Raw genomic sequence first — 25,182 nt, 5'->3', positions numbered from 1 at the left:
GTCCGGCGGTCGGCCGTCCCCCGAGGGGGCCTCTTCCTCCGCAGGGGCGCCGGGGCCGCCGGGGCTCACGGCGTGGCCTCCGCCCCGAGCCGGACCAGCCGCTCCGTGAGCCCGCGCAGGCTCTCGGTGTGCAGGGTCCGGTCGCCGAGGTCGACGAAGACGCCGTACGTCTCCTCCACGGCGTCGACCAGGCGCAGCAGGGAGAGCGAGCTGACGCCGAGGGCGGCCAGCGGCTCGGTGGAGTCGAGGAGCTCCCGCACGCCGAGCAGCCCGTCGGTGGACCGCGACACGAGCGCGGCCACCTGGGGGCGGAGCGCCTCCACCCCGTCGGGGGACGTCGCGTCCCCCGGCAGGCCCACCGGCGTGCTCATCGGGTCTCCGCCGGGCCGCCGGAGCGCTCCGCGGCCAGCCGGCGACGCAGGCTGAGCGGGCGGATGTCGGACCAGACACGGTCGACGTGGGCGACGCACTCCTCCTCGGTCCCGGCGAAGCCCTCGGGCCGCCAGCCGTCGGGCAGCGGGGCGCCCTCCGGCCAGACGGCGTGCTGCTCCTCGTCGTTGACGACGACGGCGTAGCGGGTCTCGTTGCTCATGACTGCTCCTCGCGCAGGGCACGGACGACGGCGGCGACGTCGCGTGCGGTGGGTGTGTCGAAGAAGACGTCCAGCGGGACGACGGCGCCGAGGCGCTCGTGGATCCGGGCGGCGATGGCCGTGATGATCAGCGAATGGCCGCCGAGATCGAAGAGGTCCTCGTCCGGTGTGAGGTCGTCGAGTTCCAGCACCTCGCGCCAGATGGCGAGCACGGCGGCTCCGACCGGGTCGAGCGTCTCGTCCGGCGCCGCCGCCGCGGACGGCTCGGCGCGGGCGGGCTCGGGCTCCGGCAGGGCCGCGCGGTCCAGCTTCCCGTTGGGCGTCAGCGGGAAGGCCTCCAGGACGACGTACGCCCCCGGGAGCACGGCCGCGGGCAGGGAACCGGCGAGGAAGGCGCGCAACGCGTCGGGGTGCGGGGCCGCGCCGGACGGGACGACGTAGGCGGTGAGGCGGCGGTCGGCCTCCGGTCCGTGCAGGGCCGCGGCCGCCTGGGCGACCGCCGGGTGCCGGGCCAGCCGGGCCTCGATCTCGCCCAGCTCGATCCGGTGGCCGCGCAGCTTCACCTGGCTGTCCGAGCGCCCGAGGAACTCCAGCGCCCCGTCCGGACCGCGCCGGACCAGATCGCCGGTGCGGTACATGCGGCTGCCGGGAGGCCCGTACGGGTCGGGCAGGAAGCGGGTGGCGGTGAGGCCCGGCCGCCCCCGGTAGCCGTGCGCGACCCCGGCGCCGCCGAGGTACAGCTCGCCGGTGATCCCGTACGGCACCGGTCTGGCGCCGGAATCGAGCACGTAGGCGCGGGTGTTGGCGAGCGGGGAGCCGAGGGGGACGGAGCCTTCGGGGGTGAGGGCGGGTTCGGCGAGCGTGGACCAGATGGTGGTCTCGGTGGGGCCGTAGACGTTGACCAGCCGTGCGGACGCGGCCGTCAGCCGGGCGGCGAGCGGGGCGGGCAGGGCCTCGCCCCCGGTGAGCGCGGTCGGGACGGGGGCGGTGCCGTCGAGTCCGGCGTCGAGGAGCATCCGCCAGCCGCTGGGGGTGGCCTGCACGTGGGTGACGCCCTCGCGGCGGATCAGGTCGAGCAGCGCGGGCCCGTCGCGGTGCGCGCCCTCGGGGACGAGGACGACGCGCCCGCCGGTCGTCAGGGGCAGAAGCAGCTCGACGGCGGAGATGTCGAACGACAGCGAGGTCAGTGCCAGCCAGCGGTCCTCGGGGCGGGAGCCGAGGCGGTCGGCGAGGCTGCCGAGGACGTTGGCGAGGCCGGAGTGCGGCACCTCGACGCCCTTGGGCAGTCCGGTGGAGCCCGAGGTGTAGAGCACGTACGCGGGGAGGGACGGATCGGGGAGCGGGAGGGACGGCACCGCGGCACCGGCCGGCGGGGCGAGGTCCGCCGGGGTGAGGTCGCCGGTCTCCTCCGGGGCGTGGGTGACGCGGAGGGCGAGGGCGGCGTCCTCACGGACGAAGGCCAGCCGCTCCGCCGGGTAGCCGGGATCGAGCGGCAGGTGGGCGGCACCCGCGGCCAGCGTGCCGAGGACGGCGACGAGCTGGTCGAGGCCCCGCGGCAACCCGATGCCCACGAGGGTGCCGGGTCCGGCGCCGTGCCGCGCGAGCGCCGCCGCGGCGTGCGCGACCCGCCGGGTCAGCTCGGCGTACGTGACGTGCTCGCCGTCCGCGACGACGGCGACCGCGTCCGGACGTTCCCCGGCCCGGGCGGCGAGCAGCGCGGGCACGGTGCGCGCGGCGAGTTCCGGGCGCGGCGCGGGGACGGCGAGCTGGTCGCGCAGCTCGTCCGGGTCGAGCAGCGGCAGTTCGCCGAGGGGCGTCGTGGGGTCGGCGAGGGCTCCGTCGAGCAGCCGCGTCCAATGACCGACGATCCGGCGGACGGCGTCGGCGGTGAGGCATCCGGCTCCGCCGTCCGCGTCCGGTCCGGCCTCTTCGGCCGCGCGGCCGAAGGGCGGTGCCGTCCGGAACTGCGCGCTGCCGTGGATCTCGTCCCCGTCGTCCACGAGCTGGAGGTGCAGGAGGTTGCGGACGGTGCCGGCGAAGCCGATCCAGCGCACCCCGGCGGTCACCGCCCCGAAGTCCGGCGCGGGCGCCGCGGGCCGCCGCCGGTAGCTGACCGAGAGCGGGGTGAGCGCCGTCCGGGGGGCGAGGCCGCGGACGGCCTGCCCGAGCGGGACGGCCCGGTGCGGGTACAGCGCGCGCAGCTCGCCCCGTACCGCGCGCACCCAGTCCTCGAACGGCAGGCGGACCGGATGCCTGCCTTCGGCGGGTCCGACGCGCAGCGGGAGTTCGTTGACGGCGAGGCCGACGCCCACCGGTGCGCCGGGCGTCCGCAGGGACAGCTCGATCGCCGTGGCGGGGGCGGGATCTCCGTAGCGGACGAGGACCGCGTGCCAGGCGGAGAGGAGGAGTTCGAAGCGGGTGACGCCGAGCTTCAGAGCGGTCTCCGCGAGCGCGGCGCAGCGCCCGACGCCGAGCCGGAACGGCACCTCGGCTCCGGGCGCCGCCACCAGGCCGCCGTCCGCCGGCGGCACGAGGCCCGGCAGCGCGGGCGCGCCCGGCGCGTACCCGCGCTCCGCCCAGTACGCGCGGGCGGCGGCGAGCGCCTCCGGCGAGGGCGGGCCCGCCGGGGTCCCCGGGGCGGACGGCAGGGGGTCGCCCCGGTAGGCGGCGGCGAGATCGGCGACGAGCCGGTCCTTCGACTCGCCGTCGAGGACGAGGTGGTGGGCGGTGACCAGGAGGACGTGCTGCTCGGGGCCGGTGCGGAACAGGGTGAAGCGGCAGAGGGGGCCGGCCTCGGCGTCGAACGGCGCCGCCCGCTCCCCGGCCAGGAGGGCGTCGAGCTCCTCGGGCGCGCAGTCGGCGTGCCGGGGGGCCGGGATCTCGCACGGGTGGACGGAGCCGTCCGGTCCCGGACGGCTCGCGAGCGCGGGGTGGTGGGCCGTCACCGTCCGGCAGGCGCGGTCGAGGGCCTCGGTGTCGAGCGGGCCGGTGAGATCGAGGGTCACGGCCAGGTGGTAGGCGCCGCCGGTGTCGAGCGTGCGCCCGGTGAGCCAGATGCCGTGCTGGGCCGGACTGAGCTGGGTCATGGAGTGGCCTCGCGGGGGTCGTGGGTGAGGATCCGGCGCAGCTCCCGCTTGAGGACCTTGCCGCCCTCGTTGCGGGGGAGCGAGTCGAGGAAGAGGACGGTGGCGGGGAGTTCGTGGACGGACAGCAGGTCGAGCAGGAAGGCCCGGAGGGCGGTCGCGGTCAGGGCGTCCCGGTCGCCGCCGCTGCCCACCGGATCCGCGCCGCGCGGGACGACGGCGGCGGCGACGACGCTCCCGAGGACGGGGTGCGGCACGCCGACGGCGGCGGCGTCGGCGACGTCCGGGTGGGCGTGCAGGGCGTTCTCGACCTGGAGCGTGGAGACTTTGTGGGCACCGGACTTGACGACGTCGCGCTCGCGGTCGAGGAGGTGGAGGAAGCCGTCCTCGTCGACCCGCCCGAGGTCGCCCATCCGGGTCCAGCCGCCGTGGAACACCCCGTCGTCGCCGTCCCCGAGATAGGCGCGCGGGGCCGCGGGGGAGCGGAGCCACAGTTCGCCGGGCTCGCCGGGCGGCACCGGGCGGCCCGCGTCGTCGGTGACGCGCAGGTCGGCCAGCGACGCCGGCCGTCCGGGCGACTGCGGCCGGGCCGCGTCGAACAGCAGCGTGACCTGGGCGGGGGCGGCCTCCGTCGACGTGTAGTAGTTGACGATCTGGGCCGGTGGGAAGGCCCGGTCGAGACCGAGCGCCACCTGCTGCGGCAGGGCGGCCGCCGTCGAGCCGACGAGGCGGACGGTGTCGAGGCCGCCGGCCTCGGCGGCTGCCGTCAGGGCCGGCGAGCCGAGGAGTTCGATCGCCATGGCGGGGACCAGGAAGACGCTGCCGACACCGTGCTCGGCGACCGCCCGCAGGAACCGCGCCGGGGTGAACTGCGGCGCGGTGACGCAGGTCGCGTGCGCGTTCAGCGCGTTGACGAGCATGGTCTGGCCCGCGTTGCTGCCCACGGGGAAGGCGTGCAGGAAGGTACGGGAGTGCCGGAGCGGGCGGCGCCGCTCGTCGCGCGTGCAGCCGTGCGCCAGGTTGGCGTGCGCGGCCACCACCCCCTTGGGCGCCCCGGTGGTGCCCGAGGTGTAGAGGATCTGGGCCGGGGCCGCCGGGTCGGGTTCGGGCAGGCCCGGATCGGAGGGATGCCCGGCCGCGTCCTCCTCGGTGAGCCCCCGCACGCCCGGCGGCGTACCGGCCGGCAGCCCGGGGCCCGCGTGCACGAGGAGGCGGACCCCCGAGTCCGCCAGGGCGTACCCCAGGGCGGCGGGCGACGTCCGGTCGGAGAGCGGTACGGCGACGCCGCCGGCCCGCAGGACGGCGAGGAACGCCACGGCGTACTCCGTCCACCGGTCCGTGCCGAACCACAGGCCGACCCGGTCCCCGGCGGCGAGCCCGGCCGCGCGCAGGGCGGAGGCCAGGGCGCCGCTGCGGTCCTGCCAGTCGGCGAAGCCCAGCCGGGCCGGCCCGTTGACGAGCGCCGTACGGTCCCCGTGGGCGGCGGCCCGGTGCGCGAGCAGCGCCGGCAGGGTGGCCGGCGGGGTCGGGGCGGGCCCTGCCGGCGAGCGGCCGGTCCCGGGGCCGCGGCGGATCACGGGGCACCCGCCTTCGCCCGGCGGTCCGCGGCGGCCCGGGCCCGCTCCCGCAGACCCACCAGGTCGTCCGGCTCCGCGTCGGGGACGTCGCGGTCGAAGCGGGCCAGCGACGGAAGCCGCAGCCCGAGGACGACCAGCCCCGCCATCGCCAGCCCGAACAGCACGTACATCAGGGCGATGCCACGGCCCGGACCGGTGCCGATGAGCGGCCCGAAGACGGGGGCGAGGGCGCCGCCCGGCTCCATCAGCGGCCCGAAGAACCCGGAGCCGAGCGGGGCGACGACGCCGTGGCCCAGCGGCAGCGTGGACCAGGCGACCAGCGTGTTGAGGGCGAACACCCGCCCGTGGAACCGCTGCGCCACCTTGGTCTGGACGATCGTCGCGTAGATCCCGTTGACGAGGGCGAGGGCGAAGGACATCCCGAAGGCCCCGAGGGCGACCACCCACAGGTTCGCGCGCAGTCCCGTGACGGCGCCCGCCAGGGCCAGCAGCCCGGCGAGCGCGAGCATGCCGCGCATCCGGTGCCGGCGCGGACCGCCCCAGAAGCCCATGGCCACACCGCCGAGGAGCGCGCCGGCACCGCCCGCGACCGCGACCCGGGCCGCGCCGCCGAGGCCGTCGAAGGAGAGGACCAGGGGGGTGGTGAGCAGGAGGAGGGGCGAGAGGAAGACGTTGAGCCCGGCGAACCACAGCAGCATGGAGCGGAAGCCGCGGTGCCGCCAGGCGTGGGCGAAGCCGTTGCGGATCTCCGCGACGAGGGACTCGCGCCGGGTCCAGGGCAGCGCCCGCGGGAACCGGACGAGGAGCAGGGTCCCGATGGCGACGGCGTAGCTGATCACGTCGATGACGAGGATGCCGCGCAGCCCGATCGCCGCCAGCAGCGCGACGGCGACCAGCGGGACGACGAACTGCGCCGTGCCGAAGGCGAGTTGGACGATGCCGTTGGCGTGGCCCAGATAGCGCTTGGGCACGAGCTGGGGGACGGCCGAGGCGTAGGCGAGCCGTTGGAAGGTCAGGGCGACGGAGAGCACGCCGAGCAGGACGTACACCTCCCACGACCGCAGCTGGCCGGTGAGGAGCAGGACGAGCAGCCCGGCCTGGGTGGCGCCGGCGGCGACGTCGCCCGCGAGCATCACCCTGCGCCGGTCCATCCGGTCGACGAGCGCCCCGGCGAGCGGGCCGACGAGGATGCCGGGCAGCATGGCGACGACCGCGTACAGCGCGAACCGGGCCATCGACCCGGTCTCCAGGAGGATCCAGACCGGCAGGGCGAACTCGGTGAGCGCGGAGCCGGTGAGGGAGGCGAGCTGACCGCCCGCCACCAGCAGGAAGCGCCCCATGCCGGGCTCCGGGCCGGCGTCCGGCTCCGGGCCGGGGACCGGACCGTCGCCGGTCCCGGCGGGCGGGGGGCCCTCCGGTCCCGGGTCCGCGGCGACCCGGCCGGTCTCGCCGTGGAACCACCAGGAGTTCTCCGGGGCCGCCGCGGGCAGCGCGTCGGTCGTGCCGTCCAGGACGGCCCGGTGCACGCTCGTGACGGCCTCCGCGACCTCGGCGGCCCGGTAGGTGATGAAGAAGTGCCCGCCCTCGTCCAGTACGGCCACGGCGGAACGCTCGGCCAGCAGCAGCCACTCCCGGTAGCGCTCCTGGTAGAAGTCGGCGGCCGGATCCCGGTCGCCGACCAGGGAGACGAGCGGCGCCCGCAGCCGGGGCGCGCCGTCGGCGACCTCCTCGATGGCCCGGGTGAACCAGTCCTCGGCCGCCCTGGTGTCCCGGCGCATGTTGCCGATGACGAACCGGACCTGCTCCTCGTCGAGTTCGGACGTGTCGACGCCCATGCCGGTCAGCCAGTTGGCGTACGTCCGGTCGCCGACCAGCGAGTCCAGCGAGGCGATCTTCCCGAGGGCGGTGAGAACGCGGCCGGGCGGCTTCGCGAAGGGGTACTGGGCACCGGCGTACACGCCTTCCAGCTCCCGGCCGGACGCCTCCAGCGAGCGCGCGACGGCGACGGCGAGGGCCGTGCCCACGGCGCAGTGGCCGTAGACGACGAGCGGGCCCTCCACGCGTTCCCGGACCTCGGCCGCGATGCCGGCCGCGAGGTCGTCGAAGGACAGCCGCTCCTCGGTCACGCCGAGGTCGTGCCCGGGGATGGCGACGGCCCACAGCTCGGTGTCGGCCGGCAGCGCGTCGGCGACGGGCTGGTAGACGACGGCGCTGCCGCCCCCGTACGGGACGCAGACGAGCGTGAGGCGGCGCCGTTCGGCGGGGACGGCACGGGTGAGCCGGTGCAGCAGGGACCGCGGACCGCGGTCCCGCTCGTCCCGGGCGGCGACGCCGGCGAGCTCGCGGACGGTGCGGTGGGTGAACAGGTCCATCACGCTGATCGGGCGGGCCCCGGCCTCCGTCAGCCGCTTGCGGGCCTTGGCCACGACCTGGGTGGCCAGCAGCGAGTGGCCCCCGAGGTCGAAGAAGTTCTCGTCGGCACCCACCTGGGAAACCCCCAGGACCTCGGCCCAGATCTCGGCGAGCACCCGCTCCGCCGGTGTCTCCGGCTCGGCCGCCCCGGCCGCGCGGGCGACGGACGGGACCGGCAGGGCCCGCCTGTCCAGCTTGCCGTTCGGGGTGAGCGGCAGGGCGGGCACGACGGTGAACGCGGTCGGCACCTGGTGGTCGGGCAGACTCCGCCGCAGCGTGGCGCGGAGCGCGGCCGGGTCGGGGTCCTCGGCGCCCGGGGCGGCCACGAGGTAGCCGACGAGGCGTTTGTCGCCGGGCCTGTCCTCGCGCAGCACGACGGCGGCGTCGGCGATGCCCGGCTGGGCGCGGAGCGCGGCCTCGGTCTCACCGGGCTCGATCCGCAGGCCGCGGAGCTTGACCTGCTGGTCGATCCGCCCGAGGTGTTCGAGGGTGCCGTCCGGGCGCCGCCGCGCCAGGTCCCCGGTGCGGTAGAGCCGGGAGCCGGGCGGGCCGTACGGGTCGGGGACGAAGCGGGCGGCGGTGAGGCCCGGGCGCCGGTGGTAGCCGAGCGCGACGGCCGTCCCGCCGATGTGGAGCTCCCCGGGGGCGCCGGGCGGCACGGGCCGCAGCCGCTCGTCGAGCACGTACAGGCGCGTGTTGTCGATGGGGAGACCGATCGGGACGGTCTCCATCGGGCCCACGCACTCCCACGCGGAGACGTCCACCGCGGCCTCGGTCGGCCCGTACAGGTTGGCCAGGGACAGGCCGGGCAGCCGCGAGGTCAGCTCCCGTGCGGCGTCGGGAGGCAGCGCCTCGCCGCTGCACACCACGCGCCGCAGACTCGTGCAGCGCTCCACGCCCTCCTCGGTCAGGAACGTGGTGAGCATGGCGGGCACGAAGTGGGCGACGGTGACCCCGGCGGAGGCGATGAGGTCCCGCAGGTACCCGCTGTCCTTCTGGCCGCCGGGCTTGGCGAGCACGATCCGGGCGCCGGTGGCCAGGGGCCAGAAGAACTCCCAGACCGACACGTCGAAGCCGGTGGGGGTCTTCTGCAGGACGGCGTCGTCGGGCCCGATCCGGTACGCCTCCTGCATCCACTGGACGCGGTTGGCGATGGCCCGGTGGGTGTTGGGCACGCCCTTGGGGCGGCCGGTGGAGCCGGAGGTGTAGATGAGGTACGCGGTGTCGTCCGGCCGCGGACCGGCGGGAACGCTTCGGGCGCGCGGCCACTCGGCGGGGTCGTCGAGCAGGAGGACGCGGGCGGTGCAGCCGTCGGGGGTGGCGAGGCCGCGCTGCGTGAGCAGGATCGGGGCGTCGCTGTCGGCGAGCAGGAAGGCCAGGCGCTCGGCCGGGTAGTCCGGTTCGAGGGGGGTGTACGCGGCTCCGGCGCGCAGCACCCCGAGGAGCCCGGCGACGAGTTCCGGGGAACGCTCGGCGCTCACGGCGACCAGGTCGCCGGGGCCGACGCCCTCCGCGGCGAGGCGAGCGGCGATCCGGTCGGCCAGGGAGTCGAGGGCGCGGTACGTCAGGGCGGGCCGGTCCTCGACGGCGACCGCGACGGCGTCCGGGGTGCGGGCGACCTGCTCGGCGAAGAGCGCGGTCAGGGTGGTGGCCGGCCGGTCGACGGCGGTGTCGTTGAACCGCTCGGTCTCGAACGCCCGCTCCTCGTCGGTGAGTGCGTCGAGGCCCGAGAGGGGCACGTCGGGGGCGGTGGCCACGGCGTCGAGCAGACGTCCGAGGTGGGACGCGAGGAGGGCGACGTCCTCCTCGGCGAACAGGTCGGTGTTGTAGTTGAAGGAGCCGTACAGGCCCTCCGGCCACTCCTGGAGGAAGAGTTCGACGTCGAACCGGGTGCCGCTCGCCCGCACGCCGAACGGCTCCACCACGAGGGGGAGTTCGAGCGCGGTGTCGTCACGCTGGACGGCGTAGTTCTGCACGGCGAGGACGGCCTGGAAGACCGGGGGCCGCGAGACGTCCCGGGGCACGTTCAGCTCGCTGACCAGCTGGGCGAAGGGCAGCTCCTGATGGGCGTACGCGTCGAGGCAGGTCTCGCGGGTGCGACGGACCAGCTCGGTGAAGGTCGGATCGCCCTCCAGCCGCGCGGGCAGCGCGAGCACGTTCACGAACATGCCGACCAGCGGCTCCAGTTCGGGTTCCGGACGGCCGGCGACGGGCGAGCCGACGGCGAAGTCCCGCCGCCCGCCGTACCGGGACAACAGGACCTGGAACGCGGCCAGGAGCACCATGTGGAGGGTGGCGTCGTGCCGGTCGCCCAGAGCGGCCAGCCGGTCGAGCAGCGGCCGGTCCACGGCGAAGGCGTAGCCGGCGCCCTCGAAGGTCTGCCGGGGCGGCCGGGGCCGCGAGAAGGCCAGCTCCAGGGGCTCGACCCCGCCGAGCTCACGTCTCCAGTGCGCGACTTCGGCGGCCAGCCGCTCGCCGCTCAGGCGCTCGCGCTGCCAGAGCGCGAAGTCACCGTACTGCACCGCGAGTTCCGGAAGCGGATCCGGCGCCCCCGCCACCCGGGCCGCGTAGCTCCGCAGGATCTCCCCGAGGAGCACCTCGCTCGACCAGCCGTCGCTCACGCTGTGGTGGACGAGCAGCAGGAGGACGTGGTCGTCGTCGGCGAGCCGCACCAGCAGCGACCGGAACAGCGGCCCGTCCTCCAGGTCGAAGGGGACCGCGGCGGCCTCGTCCACGAGCCGTTCGGCGGCGTCCTCGTCGGCCGCCTCCACCAGGGCGAAGGCGGCCGGTCCCGGCGGATCGACGACGAGCAGCGGACGCCCGTCCTCGGTCGCCGGGTAGCGGGAGCGCAGCGTCTCGTGGCGGGCCACGCCGGCGTCGAGCGCGGCTCGGAGGGCGTCGGTGTCCAGGCGGCCGCGCAGCCGCCGCACGACGGGGATGTTGTACGCGGAGGTCCCCGGCGCGAACTGCTCCATGAACCAGAGGCGTTCCTGGGCGTAGGAGAGGGGAACGGGCGCTCCCGGAGCCCGGCGCGGAATGACGGCCCCGGGCTTCGCCCGCGACGCCAGCCGTCGCCGGAGCAGCTCGCGCTTGGCGTCGGAGAGGGCGGGCGCGGCGGCGCCGGGTGACGGGGCCGGACCGGTCGGGGGCGTGGAGTCCGCGGGGAGGCCGGTGGGCGGGACGGGCGAGGGCGCGGGCCCGGATTCCGGGGGCACAGCGGCCGGAGTCGTGGTGTCGGCGGTGCTCATGACGTCGGTCGGCTTCCTTCCAGGGCGTCCTGGGCGGCCAGGAGTTCGACGGCGGCGGCCTCGGACAGGGTGTCTATCTCGGCGGCCAGGGCGGCTTCGACGGCCTCGGCGAAGGCGGCCACCGTGCGGTGGGTGAAGAGCGCGCGGAGCGGTACGGCCAGGTCGACGGCGGCGCGGAGGCGGGCGACGACCCGGGTGGCGAGCAGGGAGTGCCCGCCCAGGGCGAAGAAGTCGTCGTGCGCGCCGATCCCGTCGACGCCCAGCACCTCGCCCCAGACGTCGGCGACGAGCTCCTCCGCCTCCGTGCGCGGCGGTACGTGCGCGGCCCGGGGCGCGGCCCCGGCGTCGGGGGCCGGCAGGGCGGCGCGGTCGAGTTTCCCGTTCGGGGTGAGGGGCAGCGCGTCCAGGAGGACGAAGGCGTGGGGGACCGCGTGCGGTGGCAGGACGGCGGCGAGCCCGCCGCCCAGGGAGTCCGCGTCCGGTACGGGACCGCCCGGCGCGGGGACCACGTGGGCGACGAGGACGTCCCCGCGCGCGGTCACCGCGGCCCGTGCGACGCCGGGGAGGGCGAGGAGCGCGGCCTCCACCTCCCCGGGCTCCACCCGGTAGCCCCGCACCTTGACCTGGTCGTCGATGCGTCCGAGGAACTCCAGAGCCCCGTCGGCCCGGCGCCGCACGAGGTCGCCGGTCCGGTAGCGCCGGGCGCCCGGCGGACCGTCGGGGTCGGGGACGAAGGCACGGGCGGTCGCGCCGGGTCGGCCCAGGTAGCCGTCGGTCACCCCGGCACCGCCGATGACGAGCTCGCCCGGGGTGCCGGGCGGCACCGGGCCGCCGTGCCGGTCGAGGACCGAGACGGTGGTCGCGCCGATCGGGCGCCCGATCGGCGGACGCGCGCTGCCGTCCTGCTCGCCCAGGACCGCCGTGGTCGCGATGATCGTCGTCTCGGTGGGCCCGTACGAGTTGACCAGCCGGACCCGGTCGCCGAACCGTGCCCGCCAGGCCGCCACGGCGTGCGACCGGACCTGGTCGGCGCCGAGGATCAGCAGGCGCAGCCGGTCCGGCCAGGGGGTCTCGTCCAGGTCGGCGACGAGGTGGTGCCAGTAGGGCGTGGGCAGGTCGAGCACGGTGACGCCGGCGGCGTACGGCTCGGCCAGCTGCTCGGGGAGCGTGGTGTCGGGCCGGGCGGTGACGAGGACGGCGCCCGCGGCCAGCGCGGGGAACAACTCCTCGGCGCTGGTGTCGAAGGAGAGCGTGGCGAACTGCAGCACGCGGTCGTCGCCGGTGAGGCCGTACCCCTCGCGCATCCACGCGACCCGCGCGGCGAGCGCCCGGTGCGGCACGAGCACGCCCTTGGGCGTTCCCGTCGACCCGGACGTGTAGATGAGGTAGGCCGGGTCCCCGGGGCCGGCTCCGGCGGGCTGCTCCGGCGATCCCTCGGGTACGGGCTCCGCCGGGTCGGGAAGCAGGGGCAGGAGCGGGAGCCCGCCGGGGACACGGTCGGCGACGCCGTCGGGCACGGTTCCGTCGGGGGTGACGAGCAGCGCGGCACCGCTGTCGGCGAGCATGAAGGCGAGCCGGGAGGCGGGGTACGCGGGGTCGAGCGGGAGGTAGCCCGCGCCGAGGCGCCAGGCCGCGAGCATGGCGACGACGGCCCGCGGGCCGCGGGGGAGGCAGAGCGCGACCAGGTCGCCGCGGGTGACGCCGCGCGCGGCCATCCGGGCGGCGAGCACCCGGGAGGCGTCGGCGAGCGCGCCGCGCGTCAGGGTCTCGTCGGGCCCGACGACGGCGAGGGCGTCGGGCCGCTCGGCCGCCGCCAGGTCGACGGCGTCGAGCACGGTCGAAGGCCTCGGCTCGGCGAGGTCCGGGCCGCGGGCCCCGTCCGCCAGGAGCCGGAGCTCGTCCTGGTCGAGAAGGGGCAGCCGGTGCACCGGTGTCTCCGGGTCGGCGAGCGCGGCCCGCAGGAGGGTCTCGAAGCGTGACGCGAACGCGGCGGCGGTGCGCGCGTGCAGCAGGTCGGTGCGGTAGCCGAACACCGCGTGGAGGTCGTCCCCGTCAGGCCGTACGTCCAGGCCGAGTTCGAACTTGGCGGCGGTGTGTCCGCCGTCGGTCTCGGTGCACACCAGATCGGCGAAGGTCTGCTCGCCGAGCGCGCCGCCCTCATGGGTGTGCACGGCGAGCAGGGTCTGGAAGACGGGCGTTCGTCCCGCGTCCCGCTCGGGCCTGAGCTCCTCGGTGAGGCGCTCGAAGGGGATGCGCCGGTGGGTGAGCGCGCGCAGCCAGTCGGATCGGGTCCTGCGCAGAGCCGCGGTGAAGGTGGGGGCTTCGGCGAAGTCGGCGCGCAGGACCAGGGCCGAGGAGAAGTAGCCGATCGTCCGCTCGCTGTCGACGGTGTCGCGCGCGGCGGTGGGGACGCCGACGCAGAAGTCGTCCTGTCCGGTGCTCCGGTGGAGCAGACTCGCGTAGGCGGTGGCCAGGACCATGAACGGCGTGACGCGATGGGTGCGCGCGAACGCGTTCAGAACGGGCCCGATCCCGCGCAGCACCCGCGTGTGGTAGGCGCCGGAACTGCTCGGCGCGGCGGTCCGGGGCCGGTCGAGCGGCAGCTCCAACGCGGGCGCGCCGGCGAGGTGTCCGCGCCAGTAGGCCAGTGCTCCGGCGGCCTCGGGGCCGTCCAGCCAGGAGCGTTCGGCGGCGGCGTGGGCCCGGTAGGAGGGCACGGTGGGAAGGCCGGGCTCGCGCCCCTCCTTGTAGGCCGCGTAGTGGTCGGCGAGTTCGGCCCGGAGCAGCCCCAGCGACCAGCCGTCCGCCACGATGTGGTGGAGGACGAGACAGAGCAGGTGCTCGTCGTCGGCGATGCGCAGCAGCGCCGCCCGCAGGAGTGGTCCGGCGGCCAGGTCGAAGCCCGCGTTCGTCAGCGACGCCAGCACGTCCGCGGTCTCCCGCGCGGTGTGGCCGCGCAGGTCGCGCAGGTCGAGGAAGCCCGGCGCGGGATCCTCCACGACCGCCGACGGCCGCCCGTCCGCGGCGGGAAACCGGCTGCGCAGGGCCTCGTGCCGGGCGACGACGCTGTCGAGCGCCCGACCCAGCGCCCCGGCGTCGAGATCTCCGCTGAGCCGCAGCACGTACGGAATGTTGTACGCGGGGTCGCCTGGTTCCAACTGGTCGAGGAACCACAGTCGTTCCTGCCCCACGGACAGCAGCCCGGCGTTCCCGCCCACGGCACCGGCCGGCGGCTCGGCTCCCGAGGTCACCACATGGACTCCTGTTCGACGTGCGGGACGCGGCGCCCGCGAGGGCGCCGTGCGGGAAGAGACCGGGCGCACCTGAAAGGAACGATTCCGGACATGAAGAGAGGGTGTCTGAGGGGGAAGGGGAGCCCTCGTGGGGCGGCCGCCGCGACGGCACCGATGCTAGGGAGTGGCCCGACGCGAGGTCAATGGTCTGGACCATCTGATCGTGCCGATCTCAGGCGGGGAAGAGGAGTCGTCGCAGTTGAGGGCGGTGTCGATGCCGGTGGGTTAGAAGGCCGCCCCCTCGGCCGCGACGGTCTTGCCGCCACCTGGGGTTCGGACCGCGAACGCCTTGCCGGGGTCGGGGGGTGGGCGTCGGACGGCGGAGGCCGAGGGCAAATCATGGCCGGAACCGCGTGCCGGCGAACGCGAAAGGCGGCCGTGGCGCGCTCGGCCGGCACCTCGCCGCCACGCGTCGCGGCGGTGGCGAAACCGAGGGCGGGCCCGTCCGGAGCGCATCGCCGGGACCCGCTTCCCGAACGCCCCGATACGTCAACCTGGCGGCCCCGGATTCAGTCCTGCGGGTGGCGCGTGGGCGCCAGGCAGCGACGTCATCGGGTCAGCACGGAAGGGACGCGCGCGGGCCGTGCTCCGGGCGTGACCCGAGGGGTGCCGTGGTCGGCCCCGCGGGGGCGACAGTGCCGTGGCCGACCGTGTCGACAGGAGTAAACCCACCGGTCGGCGCTGGCCAGGACCTCTCCACCCCGGCTGTACCGGGCGCCGCGGAGACGGTGAGCTACGGAGCGTTCCGGATCCCTCCTCCCGCCCCGTCGGCAACCCGGCGTCCGGGAAGAGCGGGGCCGGGCCGCAGCCGTCGACCGATTGGAGACGTCAGCATGAGTACACCTCCTTCCGTCCCGCTCCGGGTCGCCCTCGTCAACGGGAGCTTCGAGCAACCTCCCGTCAGCGACATGGCCTTCCTGCCGGACGCCTCCCAGACCCAGGCCCCGCGGCACGTCCCGGGCTGGCTCACCACCGCCACCGATCACATGGTCGAGTTGTGGCACTCCGGCTTCAACGGCGTGCCCTCCGCGGAGGGCGAGCAGTTCGCCGAGCTCAACGCCAACCAGGTCTCCACCCTCTTCCAGGACCTGCCCACCACACCCGGCTCCCGGCTGTACTGGCGGCTCTACCACCGCGGCCGGCAGGGGCAGGACACCATGGCCCTGGACATCGGCGCCCCGGGCAGCGTGGTCGAGCAGCGCACCTTCACCGACGGCAACACGGAATGGGGGTACCACACCGGCACCTACACCGTCCCGGCCGGACAGACCACCACCCGTTTCGCCTTCCGGTCCGTCTCGGCCGCGGGCGGCAACCGCGGAATCGGCAACTTCCTCGACGGCGTGTTCTTCGGCACCGCCCCGTACGTGGTGCTGACCAAGTCCGCCGTACCGGACGGTCCGTTGGACGTCGGCGAGGTGGTCACGTATCGGATCACCGTCAGGAACGAGGGAGGCGGCGCCGCCGAGCGGCTCACCCTCACCGACGTCCTGCCCGCGGGGACCACGTACGTGCCCGGGTCGCTGCGGATCGTCGACGGTCCCCACACGGGAGCGAAAACCGATCAGGCGGGTGACGACCAGGCCTCCTACGACCCGGCGACCGGCACGGTCGTCTTCCGGCTCGGCACCGGCGCCTCCGCCTCCCAGGGCGGCAGCCTCGCCAACACCGCGACCCTGCCGGGAGGCAGCACCGTCGAGTACCGGGTCACGCTCGGTCTGGAGACGGCGGGCACCCGTGTCACCAACACCGCTGTCGCCACGTACGAGAACCGTCTCGGTTCCACCCCGGAGCCACTGTCGGCCACGTCCGACGAGGCCGTGACCGAGGTCAGGCCCGCCGCGGACCTGGACGTCGCGAAGTCGGCCGACGCGACCACGGTGACCGTCGGGCAGACCGTGACGTACCGCCTGACCGTCCACAACGCCGGCCCCAACCCGGCGACCGGCGTCACGGTCACCGACCGGCTCCCGGACGGACTCGTCTTCCTGTCCGCCGCCGCCGACCTCGGCTCCTACGCCCCCGGGACCGGCCAGTGGGCCGTCGGCGCGCTGGCCGTGGGAGCCCGCGCGACCCTCACCCTGCGGGCGAAGGCCACCAGGCCCCGACGAGTGACGAACACCGCCACCGTCACCGCCGTCGAGAAGGACCCCGACCCGACCGACAACACCGACTCCGTCACCGTGTGCGTCGAACCCGCACCGGCCTGCTGCACCCCCTGCGTGCCCCGGACCTGAGCCGGCCCGGAGCTCCGGGCGCCCGCTTCCGCGGGACACGGGCGACCCCTCCGCCCCGTACGGCCGACCGTACGGGGCGGAGGGGGATCGAGGGGGAGGAGGATCAGGTGTGGGGCGAGCGCACCGTGGGGTCGCCCCCCCGGGGCCGCGGTCGGCCGACGCCGATGGCCGATGTCGACCGTGCGAGCGGGCAGGTACCGGAGCGGATCGGCCGCGGGGTGTCTTCGTGGCCGCGCGCCGTGGCTTACGCCGCCGTGGTGCGCAGCAGGCTGGGGCTGAGGCCCTTGTGGCGTTTGAAGGCGGCGCTGAAGCCGAAGGCGTCGGCGTAGCCGACGGTCTTGGCGATCTGGGCGATGCTGAGGTCGGTGTCGGCCAGGAGCGCCTCGGCGTCGTCCATGCGGCACTCGGTGAGGTAGGTGCGGGGCGGACGGCCCATCAGCTCGGTGAAGCGCCGGGCGAACAGCGCCCGGGAGACGCCGGCTTGAGCGGCCAGCGACGCGACGGTCCAGCTCTCGGCGGGCCGCCCGTGGAAGGCGTGCAGGGCGGGGGCGAGGACCGGGTCGGCCAGTCCGCGGTACCAGGCGGGCGCGCCGGTGCCCGCCCGGTCGAACCAGGTACGCAGGGTGCAGACCAGGGCCCAGTCGAGGAGCCGGTCCATCAGCGCCTGCGAACCTGCGGAGAGCCGGGCGGCGTCGGCGGCGGAGTTCTCCAGCCAGGCGCAGACCTCGGCGTCCTCGGCGACGACCAGGACGGGTGGCAGGGCGCGCAGGAGCCGTTCGTGACGGTGCCCCGAGGCGCGGTAGGCGCCCACGATCAGCGCGGTCGCTCCCTCCGCGCCGGTGCCCCAGTGGATGCCGTCGAGTTCCTGGCCGGTGCACGCGGCGTCCGCGGTGAAGCAGTGGATCTCGTACGCGGTGTGGGGGCGGTGGACAGTGGCGGGTTCGTCGGCGAGGCGGAACCGTGCGGGGCCCCGGACGATGGCCGTGTCGCCCGCGCCGATCGCCCGCTCGGTCCCGTCGGACAGCAGCAGCGTGCCGCCCCCGCGCAGCACGCTGACCATGGTGAGCGGAGCGGCGTCGGCGAAGGTGATGCTCCAGGGCGCCGTCAGGACGGCGTGGCTGACGACCGAGCCCTCGGCCCGGATGCCGCTCAGCAGTGAACTCAGTGGATCCACGGCGCAATCGTAGACGATCTCCTATGCCCGGGAGAGTTTCTCCCATGGATCATCCACGGCGCCGCGGTTGTACTGGACTCATCGCACAGATCGAGCCCTCGGGAGACACCGTGCCGCAGCACAGCAGTGACACCAGGACAGCCCTCGTGGTCGTCGCGCACCACCGCAGCGATTCCCTCACCGCCCACACCGCCCGCCGCGCGGCTGCCCGGCTGGAGGCCGCCGGATACCGCATCGACCTGCTCGACCTGCACGCCGAGGGGTTCGACCCGCGGATGAACGTGGAGGACCAGCCGGACTGGGGCAACCGGGAGAAGTCGTACTCGGACGAGACGCACGCCCACATGCGGCGGATCCTCGACGCCGATGTCGTCGTGGCCGTCTTCCCGGTGTACTGGCAGAGCGTGCCCGCCGTCCTCAAGGGATGGATCGACCGCGTGTGGAACTACGGGTTCGCCTACGGCCGCAGCAAGCCGCGCCTGGCGGGCAAGCGCATGCTGTGGCTGGCCCTGGCCGGCGCCACCGCCGCCGACCCCCTCGCGGAGTCGATGCAGTCCGTCCTCGAGGCCAACCTGAGCGACGGTATCGCCTACTACTGCGGCTTCTCCCGCTCTACCGTAGGCCTGCTCCTGGACGCGGAGGACCGGCCGCAGCGCATCGACGCCGAGGGCAACCTGCTGGTCGGCGACGCGGTCGCCGGCGCCGAGCGGGAGGAGCAGTACACCGATTTCGACCGTCGGGCGCGGAAGTTCGTGGACGAGTTCCTCGCGGACGAACGCGTCGCGGCCTGACGGCCCGCGGATCCCGTGGGCTGACGCCGCGGCGGTACCTGCGGGACCTGGGGGCCCGGCTCGCACCCGCGGGCGCCTGGGCGTCCAGGTCCTCGAGGACCTGCCGTGGGGTCAGCTTCCCTGCCGCGCCAGGGATTCGGGTCGCGCGTCGTCGCCGTGCCAGGTGGGCCAGCCGAGCAGTCGAGGCCGTTCGGTGACCCAGGCGCGGGTGTCCGTGCCGATCTCGGCGTCGATGAGGTCCTCCAGCAGGGACCGGTAGCGCTCGACCAGGTCGCGGTGGGCGGGGTCTGCGGCGAGGTTGTGCATCTCGGCGGGGTCCTGGTCGCGGTCGTAGAGCACGACGTCGTTCTCCGCCAGGAGGGCTTCGACGCCGGTGGGGCGGTTGGGGTTCAGCGGCGAGAAGTAGCGGCCGAAGGTGTAGCGCTCGTCGGAGTAGCCGCGCAGGAAGCCGCGCTTGTTCCAGTCGGGGCGCAGGTCGCCGGCGGCGACGCGCTGCGGCGCTTCGGGGTCGGCGAACTCGAACCAGAACGAGGCGTCCAGCATCATGATCGACTCCACGGCGCTGAGGATCCCCTTGCGAACGGGGTGCCCGTGGAGCGTCGGCATCAGTGAGTGCCCCTTCAGGGCCGGGTGGCGGGTGGCCGTCGTGGCGGCGTCCAGCCCGGCGATCTCGAGCAGGGTGGGTGCGATGTCGACGGACGAGGCGAGCGCTTCGGTGCGGGCGCCGCCGGCCACATCGGGGTGGGAGACGATGAAGGGGACGTGGAAGTTCTCGTCGTAGACGAGGTTGCCCTTCTGCCGAAGGCCGTGGGACCCGGCCATCTCGCCGTGGTCGGAAGTGAAGACCACGACGGTGCGGTCGGCCTGGCCGGACGCCTCCAGAGCGTCGAGGACGAACTCCACGCTGCGGTCCACGTCGCGGATGGCGTTGAGGTAGAAGTTCAGGCCGTCGTACCAGTGCTGGTCGTCGGCGACCGGTCCGAAGACCGTGTCGAGCATCCTGGCGTACTCCTCCACGGCCGGTGCCGCGCCCCGGAGGTCGTCGTGCAGGCTGACGGGCGGGTCGAAGTCCCACCGGCGCCGGTAGACGGGGATGTCCGCCGCCGCACGGGTGACGACGGCGTGGGCGAGGCCGGGCGGGAGCCGGACCTGGGAGCGGGCGCCGTAGTCGAAGCTCATGATGTCGTGCGGGTTCACGAAGTTGACAGCCATGAACCACGGCTGGTCCTGGGAGACGACCGGCGCCCGGTTGCGCAGCCAGCGCACGGCCTGCCCGGCGATGACCGGGTCGAGCTTCAGGCCGGCCCACGCGCCGCCGTCGATGTCACCCCAGTCGTTGAACTCGCTGAACCCGTAGGGCTCCAGCGCGTCGGTCGTGGGCGCGGGGTTCTCCGCGGTGACGTAGCAGTTCGACAGGTGCCACTTGCCCTGGTAGGTCGTGTAGTAGCCGGCCGACCGCAGCATGGTGCCGAGCGTGCCCAGCCCGGGGTCGAGCGGGCGGATGTACGGCATGTTGTCGTTGTCGTAGATCTCGGTGATCGGCAGGTGCTGGCCCGTGTAGATCACCGATCGTGCCGAGCTGCACTGCGCCGAGGCGGTGTAGTAGCGCTCGAAGGTGGTCCCTCGCTCTGCGATCCGCTCCCGCGCGGGGAGGGAGAAGCCCGGCGGCCGGGGGAGGGCGGCACGCTCCTCGTCGGTGACGATCAGCAGGATGTTGGGGCGCTCGGTCATGACCTGCCCTTCGTTCGCCACGCGCCGACGGGGGAGGGGGCGGTTCGAGAACGCCCCGCGCGCGGACCGGTACGGATGCCTCCGAATCTAGGGCGGGTCGCCGACCGGAGCGGCTCAGGACGCGGCCGAGGAGGGCCGGACGAGTGACACCGCGACGTCTACGGCGGGCTCGGGAAGGTTCCCCGCTCCCCGCCCGCCCGGCCTGGCGCCCCGGCACCCGTGCCGCCGCCCTCGCCCGCGCGCATCGGCAGGCACCGCAGGAGGTCCGCCCACGCTGCCGCCGCCGGTTCCGCACGGTCCGATCCCGTCAGGCCTGGAGCGCGGTCCACCTCCAGGTGCCGCCGACCCGTACGTAGAGCCGCTTGTTGAGGGCGTCGACGGCCGTCGTCCCGTCGAGAGGCGGCCTGGTGAAGGAGGCGTCGGTGACCGGTCCTCCGACCAGGCGCATCGGTGTTCCCGGCTGGTTGGTGGTCGGGACGGTGCCGCTCACCTGTCCGCCGATGTTGCCGTAGCTGTTCTCCACCAGGAAGTCGCCCTTGCTGCTGGCTTCGTAGTAGAGGTGGGTGCCGGTCGGCTTGGTGCCGTACAGACCGACGACGTCACGCAGGACAGCGGTGGTCCCGGGCCCCGCGTACAGCAGGACGCCCGCGTTGATCGTGGAGGTGGTGCCGTTCGCGATGAGTACGTTCTGCAGAGAGCTGGCGATGCCGGCCCAGGTGATGATGTTCTGCGGAGTCGAGTAGCCCGGAGCGAAGTTGCCGGCGTAGGCGTAGATGTTGCTGGCGTGTACGTGCTTGCAGGAGGAGTCGACCTTGAGGTGAGGGCCACCCTGCATCTGCGAGGTCTCGAACTTGCAGTCCGTGATGTGGATGCCGTTGGGGTTGTTGGTGCCGGCGGGCCCCTGGGTGATCCACAGCGCGCCGGTGCCGAACGCCTCGATACGGCAGCCGACGAAGTGGATCTGGTTGGTGTTGTCCGTGCTGTACCCCCACGCGCCCGCCGTGGCCGTGGAGCTGTTGCGCAGCCAGATGTTGGGGTGGGCACTGCTGCCGGCGGGGCCGGTGCACGACTCGATCACGAGGTTGTAGAAACGCGAGTCCCAGAACTCGACACCGTCGATGCAGATGTCACGGTTGCTCGTCATGAAGACATCGCGAACGGTGCAGTTGTTCGCGTAGTAGAGCTCCAGGAGGAGTCCGGTCTTGCCGTTGCCGTTGAAGCCGATGTTGTCGACGGAGCAGTAGCGGCGGTGGGTCGATCCGGACGGGGCGCTGGGAGTTCCCGACATGCGCATCAGGATTCCGTCACCGCCCTTCACGAGCATGGCGGACTTGCTGCTCGCACCGGTCAGGCGGATGTTGTTCCCCGTGATCGTCAGGGCAGGGGTGGATCCTGTGGGCTTGACCAGATAGGAACCCGCGGGGAAGTACACGGTGCCGCCCTTGGCCGCCGCGGCGTCGATGGCCGCCTGGATCGCCGAGGTGTCGTCGGTGGAGCCGTTGCCGACCGCACCGTGCTGCGTGACGTCGAACCAGTCCGTGGTCTCGGCCGCCGCCGCGGCGGGGGTGGAGGTGCCGACCGCGAGTGCCGCGCCGGCGCTCGTCACTCCGGTAGCCGCCCCGATCAGGAACTTGCGACGTGCCGTGTTGTTGTTCGCGTGCGCTTCCGCGCTCATGGAATCCCCCACGTTAGTTGGTGTGTTGATCATATGTATTGCGGAAGGGGGGACCGCCAAGCCGACAGTGCCCAAGGCATGGGGGACGCGCCCGTGCGGTCGACCGTGTGCGGGAGCCGTGACGGAACGCGGCCGGTGTCGGAGGCGAGGGCTTCCGGTCGACCTGGCGAAGCCGCCCGCGGCCGGGGGCCGGGGAGCGCCGGGGCGCCAACGGCGACCACCGGTGACGCGAAGGGGGTCCGGCTTTCCTGCGTCCCGGGCTCGGTTCTGGCGCGTATTCCGTGAGAGGCGGCACGGTGGGCCTGCGTCAACCTCGGAGTGCTGCCTCGGCCCCGCGGCAATTACCGCCGGGGTAATCGCACCGCTCAAGGGCCCTCGGCTACGTTCGCGGCCATCACTCACACCCGGAACGAAGGAGCCCCGTGGTGCCCGCTTACGGTTTCGCTCATCTCCGCAGCCGCCGGAATCACTCCGACGTCATCGAGTACCTGGAGTGCATCCAGGCGACCCTCGACCCCTTCGCGGGCCGCTTCGTCATCCACGGTCCGCCGGCGGAAGTCGTGGAGGGCGATTGGCCTGGCAGCATGGTGCTGATCGAGTTCCCCAGCCTGGCCGAAGCCCGTGCCTGGTACGACTCTCCCGCCTACCAGGCCATCCTGCGCCTGCGTACCGACCACATCGAAGGCGACCTGCTGCTGATCGAAGGTGTCGGGCCGAACTACGACCCGGCCGAACGGGCTCGCACGCTACAAGAAGAAGCCGACCGGGCCAGCCGGTCGACCAGGTAGTCCAACAGCCGCAGACGACGCGCTGTCACGGAAGCCGAACCCCGTTGATCGCCTTCACGGAATGCGCACCAGAGCCCTGGACTCCCCGTTGCCGCCGTCTGACGCCCCGGCGGTCATCGCGGGCGTTGCGGCCCCAGTCGGACTGCACAAGGCGATGGGCGGCCTACCTCGACGAGGGACGGCCCGGGCACCCGGCTGTAGCCACCGGGTGTCCGATCCGGAGACAACGGCTCGATCCGCGCCCACCGGGCGTCAGGCGACGGCGCGCATCGACCGGCGATCGGATGATCCTGAGGAAACGGCCTGGGGCTTGTCGTCAAAAGATCCCGCTGAGAGGGTGTCGAGGTCGTGCATGATGCGTGCATGGAACATCTTTCTGTCGACGTGCGCGCTTCGCTTCGGCTGTTCGCCTTCTACTTGGCCAACGGCACCATCGACGTCGAGTTGCTCGATGGGTTCGACTATCGCTCGACCGTCTTCCACTCCGGCTCGTCGCTGGAACAGGTCTTCGCGATCTACGGCAATGTGCTGCGAGTCGACGCGGACGGCATGGTGCTGAATGACGGGGACGCGCAGTACCGGGTCGCGCAGTGGATTCGGGCGTGCTGCGACCCGGGCTATCGGGTCGAGCCGCCGTTCGAAGCCTGGGAGACCGAACTCCATCTTTGAGGGCCAGGCGCTCGTCGTCGGGGCGTCACGCCCCCATCGGGAGCGAGACGGGTGCGACCGCGGCTTGGCAGGACTCGATGGTCTTGTCGTGGCGGGTGGCGAGGCCGCGCCACTGTTTCAGCCGGTTGAACCACCGCTCCACCGCGTTGCGCCGCTTGTGCAAGTCCCGGCCGAACGTCGGCGGGCAGCCGTCGGCGTTTCCTCTTGCCCGGCACTCGGCGCACGCGCCCGGCGTGCGGGGCCGGTGCGGCCGTCCCCCTGAACAGCCGCCGCCCACGGCCCGTTGCCGTGCTGTGGCCCCGTACCGCTCCCGGACTGGCCGGAGGCGGGTGTGGGGCGGGATCCGGCATGCCCCCTCGGGCGGGCCGAGCCGTCGAAGGCGTTCGCTCCAGGGTGCTCGTGGTTGTCCAGTGCCGTACGGGCCGCCCCCATTCCCTCGCCATTGGGCCGACAAATGGCGGGACTCCGGCGTGGTTGACGCGCGTTGACAAGGGACAGCACACTCTCGCAGGTACATGACAACTCGCTCGCGAAAGGGCGTCGCCCATGTTCTCCCGACCGTCCGTCTCCGCGTACGTGAGATCCACCGTCACCGCCCTCGCCGTCACCGGACTGCTCGCTGCCGCGCCCCCGGCGCCGACGGACCTGCCGCCCCCGGCCGCCACGACCGTCACCGACTCCTCGTCCGCCGGGGTGACCGTGAAGATGCCGTCCGCCGTCGGCGACCGCCTCGGCGCCGACCGCGAGGCGCTGTTGGGCGCCGTCTCCGCGGACGTCCTCTCCCGGTCCCACGACGCCAAGGGGCTCGTGCCGAAGGCCGCCGTCCGGAAGCTCGCCGCCGAGGGCCGCAAGGTGGTCGTCGACGTGCGCGCCGTCTCGGGCGACTGGGCCCGCGGCGTCGCCTACGTCGAGGCGTCACGCCAGCGGCACGGCGCGCCGGAGGGCTGGCTCTACATCGCCCACCGCGAGGACGGGCAGTGGGTCTCGGGCCTCGAGGGCGACCGCGAGTTCGCCGACCACGTGGCTCGTTCCCCGCTGGTCGGCACGGCGGAGCGGCGAACCATGACGGCGTACGCCGAGCGCGGGACGGCCCCGGAGGCCCAGGCCTCGCCGGCCGGGGCCGTGGCCAACACCAACGGGCTGCTCCTGCCCTGGATGCCCGACTACTACATGTCCCTGACCGGCGGCCCCCATGCCCACGACGGCGCGACCGGCTACTGGAGCGCCCTCGACTTCGCCGGCGGCAACGCCAGTGGTCTGGTGCGTTCGTCTCGTGAGGGCACGGCCACCTCGATGTGCGGCGCCGGCGGCGGCTGGACCCGGGTGATCCACCCCGGCGGCTTCTCCACGGACTACTACCACATGCGGAACACGACCTACTACAACGGGACGACGATCGCGCGCAGCGCCCTGCTCGGCAGCATCGGCACCGACACCTGCGCCGGCGGTTCCGCGACCGGCGCCCACGTGCACTGGAGCCTGCGCACCTACGACGCCAACTACGTCGGCCAGTACACCTGGCTGAACGGCCGCACCATCGGCGGTTGGGCGTGGTGGAACGGATCCGGCCAGTACTCCGGCTGCGGCACCCGTCTCGGCGTGACGGCCTGCCCCGGCACGGCGATCTACAACCGCACCAGCTGACGGTCCGGGGACGGCTCGCAGCCGGGGGAGCGGGGCAGTCGCCGTAGCCCGGTCCGTCCGTGCGAGGCGGGCTGCCCCTCCGGCCCGGCCGGGCGCCACGATGACGCGACCGGGCCGCCACCGTCCGGTCGGGTTCGCCCCTGCGGCGCGCCCGGCGCCGATTACCCGGCTCGGACCGGGCGCGGGGGCGGCAGCGCGGCCTCCCTCTGTCCACATGGCCTGTTTACACGGCCTGTCCACACGGCACCGGTGGCGCGGTGTACCACGC

15 protein-coding genes are annotated in these 25,182 nt (G+C 74.2%); 5 read left to right on the top strand and 10 right to left on the bottom strand.

What is annotated here, in order from left to right:
- Positions 1–65: 65 nt before the first annotated feature.
- Genes ACFQ8C_RS06530 through ACFQ8C_RS06505 form a run of 6 tightly spaced genes read right to left on the bottom strand, consistent with a single transcriptional unit; the run spans position 66 to position 14,166 of the window.
- Positions 66–371, bottom strand: a complete 306-nt coding sequence (locus ACFQ8C_RS06530) for a phosphopantetheine-binding protein (protein WP_383452900.1) — start codon at positions 369–371, stop codon at positions 66–68.
- Positions 368–592, bottom strand: coding sequence for an MbtH family protein (locus ACFQ8C_RS06525; RefSeq protein ID WP_383452899.1), 225 nt, complete (start codon positions 590–592; stop codon positions 368–370). Before ACFQ8C_RS06525 ends, ACFQ8C_RS06530 begins: the two co-directional genes overlap by 4 nt.
- Positions 589–3,678, bottom strand: a complete 3,090-nt coding sequence (locus tag ACFQ8C_RS06520; RefSeq protein WP_383452897.1) for an amino acid adenylation domain-containing protein — start codon at positions 3,676–3,678, stop codon at positions 589–591. Before ACFQ8C_RS06520 ends, ACFQ8C_RS06525 begins: the two co-directional genes overlap by 4 nt.
- On the bottom strand, positions 3,675–5,252 hold the full coding sequence (locus ACFQ8C_RS06515) for a class I adenylate-forming enzyme family protein (protein ID WP_383452895.1): 1,578 nt from the start codon (positions 5,250–5,252) through the stop codon (positions 3,675–3,677). Before ACFQ8C_RS06515 ends, ACFQ8C_RS06520 begins: the two co-directional genes overlap by 4 nt.
- On the bottom strand, positions 5,249–10,912 hold the full coding sequence (locus tag ACFQ8C_RS06510; RefSeq protein WP_383452893.1) for an amino acid adenylation domain-containing protein: 5,664 nt from the start codon (positions 10,910–10,912) through the stop codon (positions 5,249–5,251). Before ACFQ8C_RS06510 ends, ACFQ8C_RS06515 begins: the two co-directional genes overlap by 4 nt.
- On the bottom strand, positions 10,909–14,166 hold the full coding sequence (locus ACFQ8C_RS06505; RefSeq protein ID WP_383452891.1) for an amino acid adenylation domain-containing protein: 3,258 nt from the start codon (positions 14,164–14,166) through the stop codon (positions 10,909–10,911). Before ACFQ8C_RS06505 ends, ACFQ8C_RS06510 begins: the two co-directional genes overlap by 4 nt.
- A gap of 872 nt (positions 14,167–15,038) precedes the next feature.
- On the opposite strand from ACFQ8C_RS06505, the gene ACFQ8C_RS06500 reads away from it, so the two are divergent.
- Entirely contained in the window at positions 15,039–16,442 is a 1,404-nt protein-coding gene (locus ACFQ8C_RS06500; protein WP_383452889.1) for a hypothetical protein, read from the top strand.
- A 244-nt stretch (positions 16,443–16,686) separates the two neighbouring features.
- On the opposite strand, the gene ACFQ8C_RS06495 is transcribed toward ACFQ8C_RS06500, so the two are convergent.
- A complete protein-coding gene (locus ACFQ8C_RS06495) occupies positions 16,687–17,616 on the bottom strand; it encodes an AraC family transcriptional regulator (protein WP_383452887.1) in 930 nt (309 codons plus the stop codon).
- 110 nt (positions 17,617–17,726) lie between these two features.
- On the opposite strand from ACFQ8C_RS06495, the gene ACFQ8C_RS06490 reads away from it, so the two are divergent.
- Positions 17,727–18,407, top strand: coding sequence for an NAD(P)H oxidoreductase (locus tag ACFQ8C_RS06490; protein ID WP_383452885.1), 681 nt, complete (start codon positions 17,727–17,729; stop codon positions 18,405–18,407).
- A 111-nt stretch (positions 18,408–18,518) separates the two neighbouring features.
- Here ACFQ8C_RS06490 and ACFQ8C_RS06485 read toward each other — a convergent pair whose 3' ends face one another.
- Together ACFQ8C_RS06485 and ACFQ8C_RS06480 are read right to left on the bottom strand one after the other, a co-directional pair.
- Positions 18,519–20,138, bottom strand: a complete 1,620-nt coding sequence (locus tag ACFQ8C_RS06485) for a sulfatase-like hydrolase/transferase (RefSeq protein ID WP_383452883.1) — start codon at positions 20,136–20,138, stop codon at positions 18,519–18,521.
- Between the two features lie 307 nt (positions 20,139–20,445).
- Positions 20,446–21,813 carry a glycosyl hydrolase family 28-related protein gene (locus ACFQ8C_RS06480; RefSeq protein ID WP_383452882.1) on the bottom strand — a complete coding sequence of 456 codons (1,368 nt, stop codon included), beginning with the start codon at positions 21,811–21,813 and terminating at the stop codon, positions 20,446–20,448.
- Between the two features lie 422 nt (positions 21,814–22,235).
- Here ACFQ8C_RS06480 and ACFQ8C_RS06475 point away from each other — a divergent pair, with 422 nt between their 5' ends.
- Positions 22,236–22,601 (top strand): DUF1330 domain-containing protein, encoded by a 366-nt coding sequence (locus ACFQ8C_RS06475; protein WP_383452880.1) that lies wholly within the window; start codon positions 22,236–22,238, stop codon positions 22,599–22,601.
- 363 nt (positions 22,602–22,964) lie between these two features.
- Positions 22,965–23,270, top strand: coding sequence for a hypothetical protein (locus ACFQ8C_RS06470; RefSeq protein ID WP_383452878.1), 306 nt, complete (start codon positions 22,965–22,967; stop codon positions 23,268–23,270).
- A gap of 25 nt (positions 23,271–23,295) precedes the next feature.
- On the opposite strand, the gene ACFQ8C_RS06465 is transcribed toward ACFQ8C_RS06470, so the two are convergent.
- Positions 23,296–23,433: a hypothetical protein gene (locus ACFQ8C_RS06465; RefSeq protein WP_383452876.1), complete on the bottom strand. Its 138-nt coding sequence runs from the start codon at positions 23,431–23,433 to the stop codon at positions 23,296–23,298.
- Between the two features lie 383 nt (positions 23,434–23,816).
- Between ACFQ8C_RS06465 and ACFQ8C_RS06460 the strand changes: the two genes are divergently transcribed.
- Positions 23,817–24,914, top strand: coding sequence for a M23 family metallopeptidase (locus ACFQ8C_RS06460; RefSeq protein WP_383452874.1), 1,098 nt, complete (start codon positions 23,817–23,819; stop codon positions 24,912–24,914).
- The last annotated feature ends 268 nt before the right edge of the window (positions 24,915–25,182 follow it).

It is taken from the genome of Streptomyces sp. NPDC056503 (genome assembly GCF_042794995.1).
Classification (GTDB): domain Bacteria; phylum Actinomycetota; class Actinomycetes; order Streptomycetales; family Streptomycetaceae; genus Streptomyces.
The sequence above is the reverse complement of the archived record's forward strand: the minus strand, read 5'-3'. Positions and strand labels throughout refer to the sequence as shown.

Bases quoted from the DNA above. Each gene is read 5' to 3' on its own strand.
- ACFQ8C_RS06530 (WP_383452900.1), bottom strand. From the start codon at position 371: ATGAGCACGCCGGTGGGCCTGCCGGGGGACGCGACGTCCCCCGACGGG.
- ACFQ8C_RS06525 (WP_383452899.1), bottom strand. From the start codon at position 592: ATGAGCAACGAGACCCGCTACGCCGTCGTCGTCAACGACGAGGAGCAG.
- ACFQ8C_RS06520 (WP_383452897.1), bottom strand. From the start codon at position 3,678: ATGACCCAGCTCAGTCCGGCCCAGCACGGCATCTGGCTCACCGGGCGC.
- ACFQ8C_RS06510 (WP_383452893.1), bottom strand. From the start codon at position 10,912: ATGAGCACCGCCGACACCACGACTCCGGCCGCTGTGCCCCCGGAATCC.
- ACFQ8C_RS06500 (WP_383452889.1), top strand. From the start codon at position 15,039: ATGAGTACACCTCCTTCCGTCCCGCTCCGGGTCGCCCTCGTCAACGGG.
- ACFQ8C_RS06485 (WP_383452883.1), bottom strand. From the start codon at position 20,138: ATGACCGAGCGCCCCAACATCCTGCTGATCGTCACCGACGAGGAGCGT.
- ACFQ8C_RS06480 (WP_383452882.1), bottom strand. From the start codon at position 21,813: ATGAGCGCGGAAGCGCACGCGAACAACAACACGGCACGTCGCAAGTTC.
- ACFQ8C_RS06470 (WP_383452878.1), top strand. From the start codon at position 22,965: ATGGAACATCTTTCTGTCGACGTGCGCGCTTCGCTTCGGCTGTTCGCC.
- ACFQ8C_RS06460 (WP_383452874.1), top strand. From the start codon at position 23,817: ATGTTCTCCCGACCGTCCGTCTCCGCGTACGTGAGATCCACCGTCACC.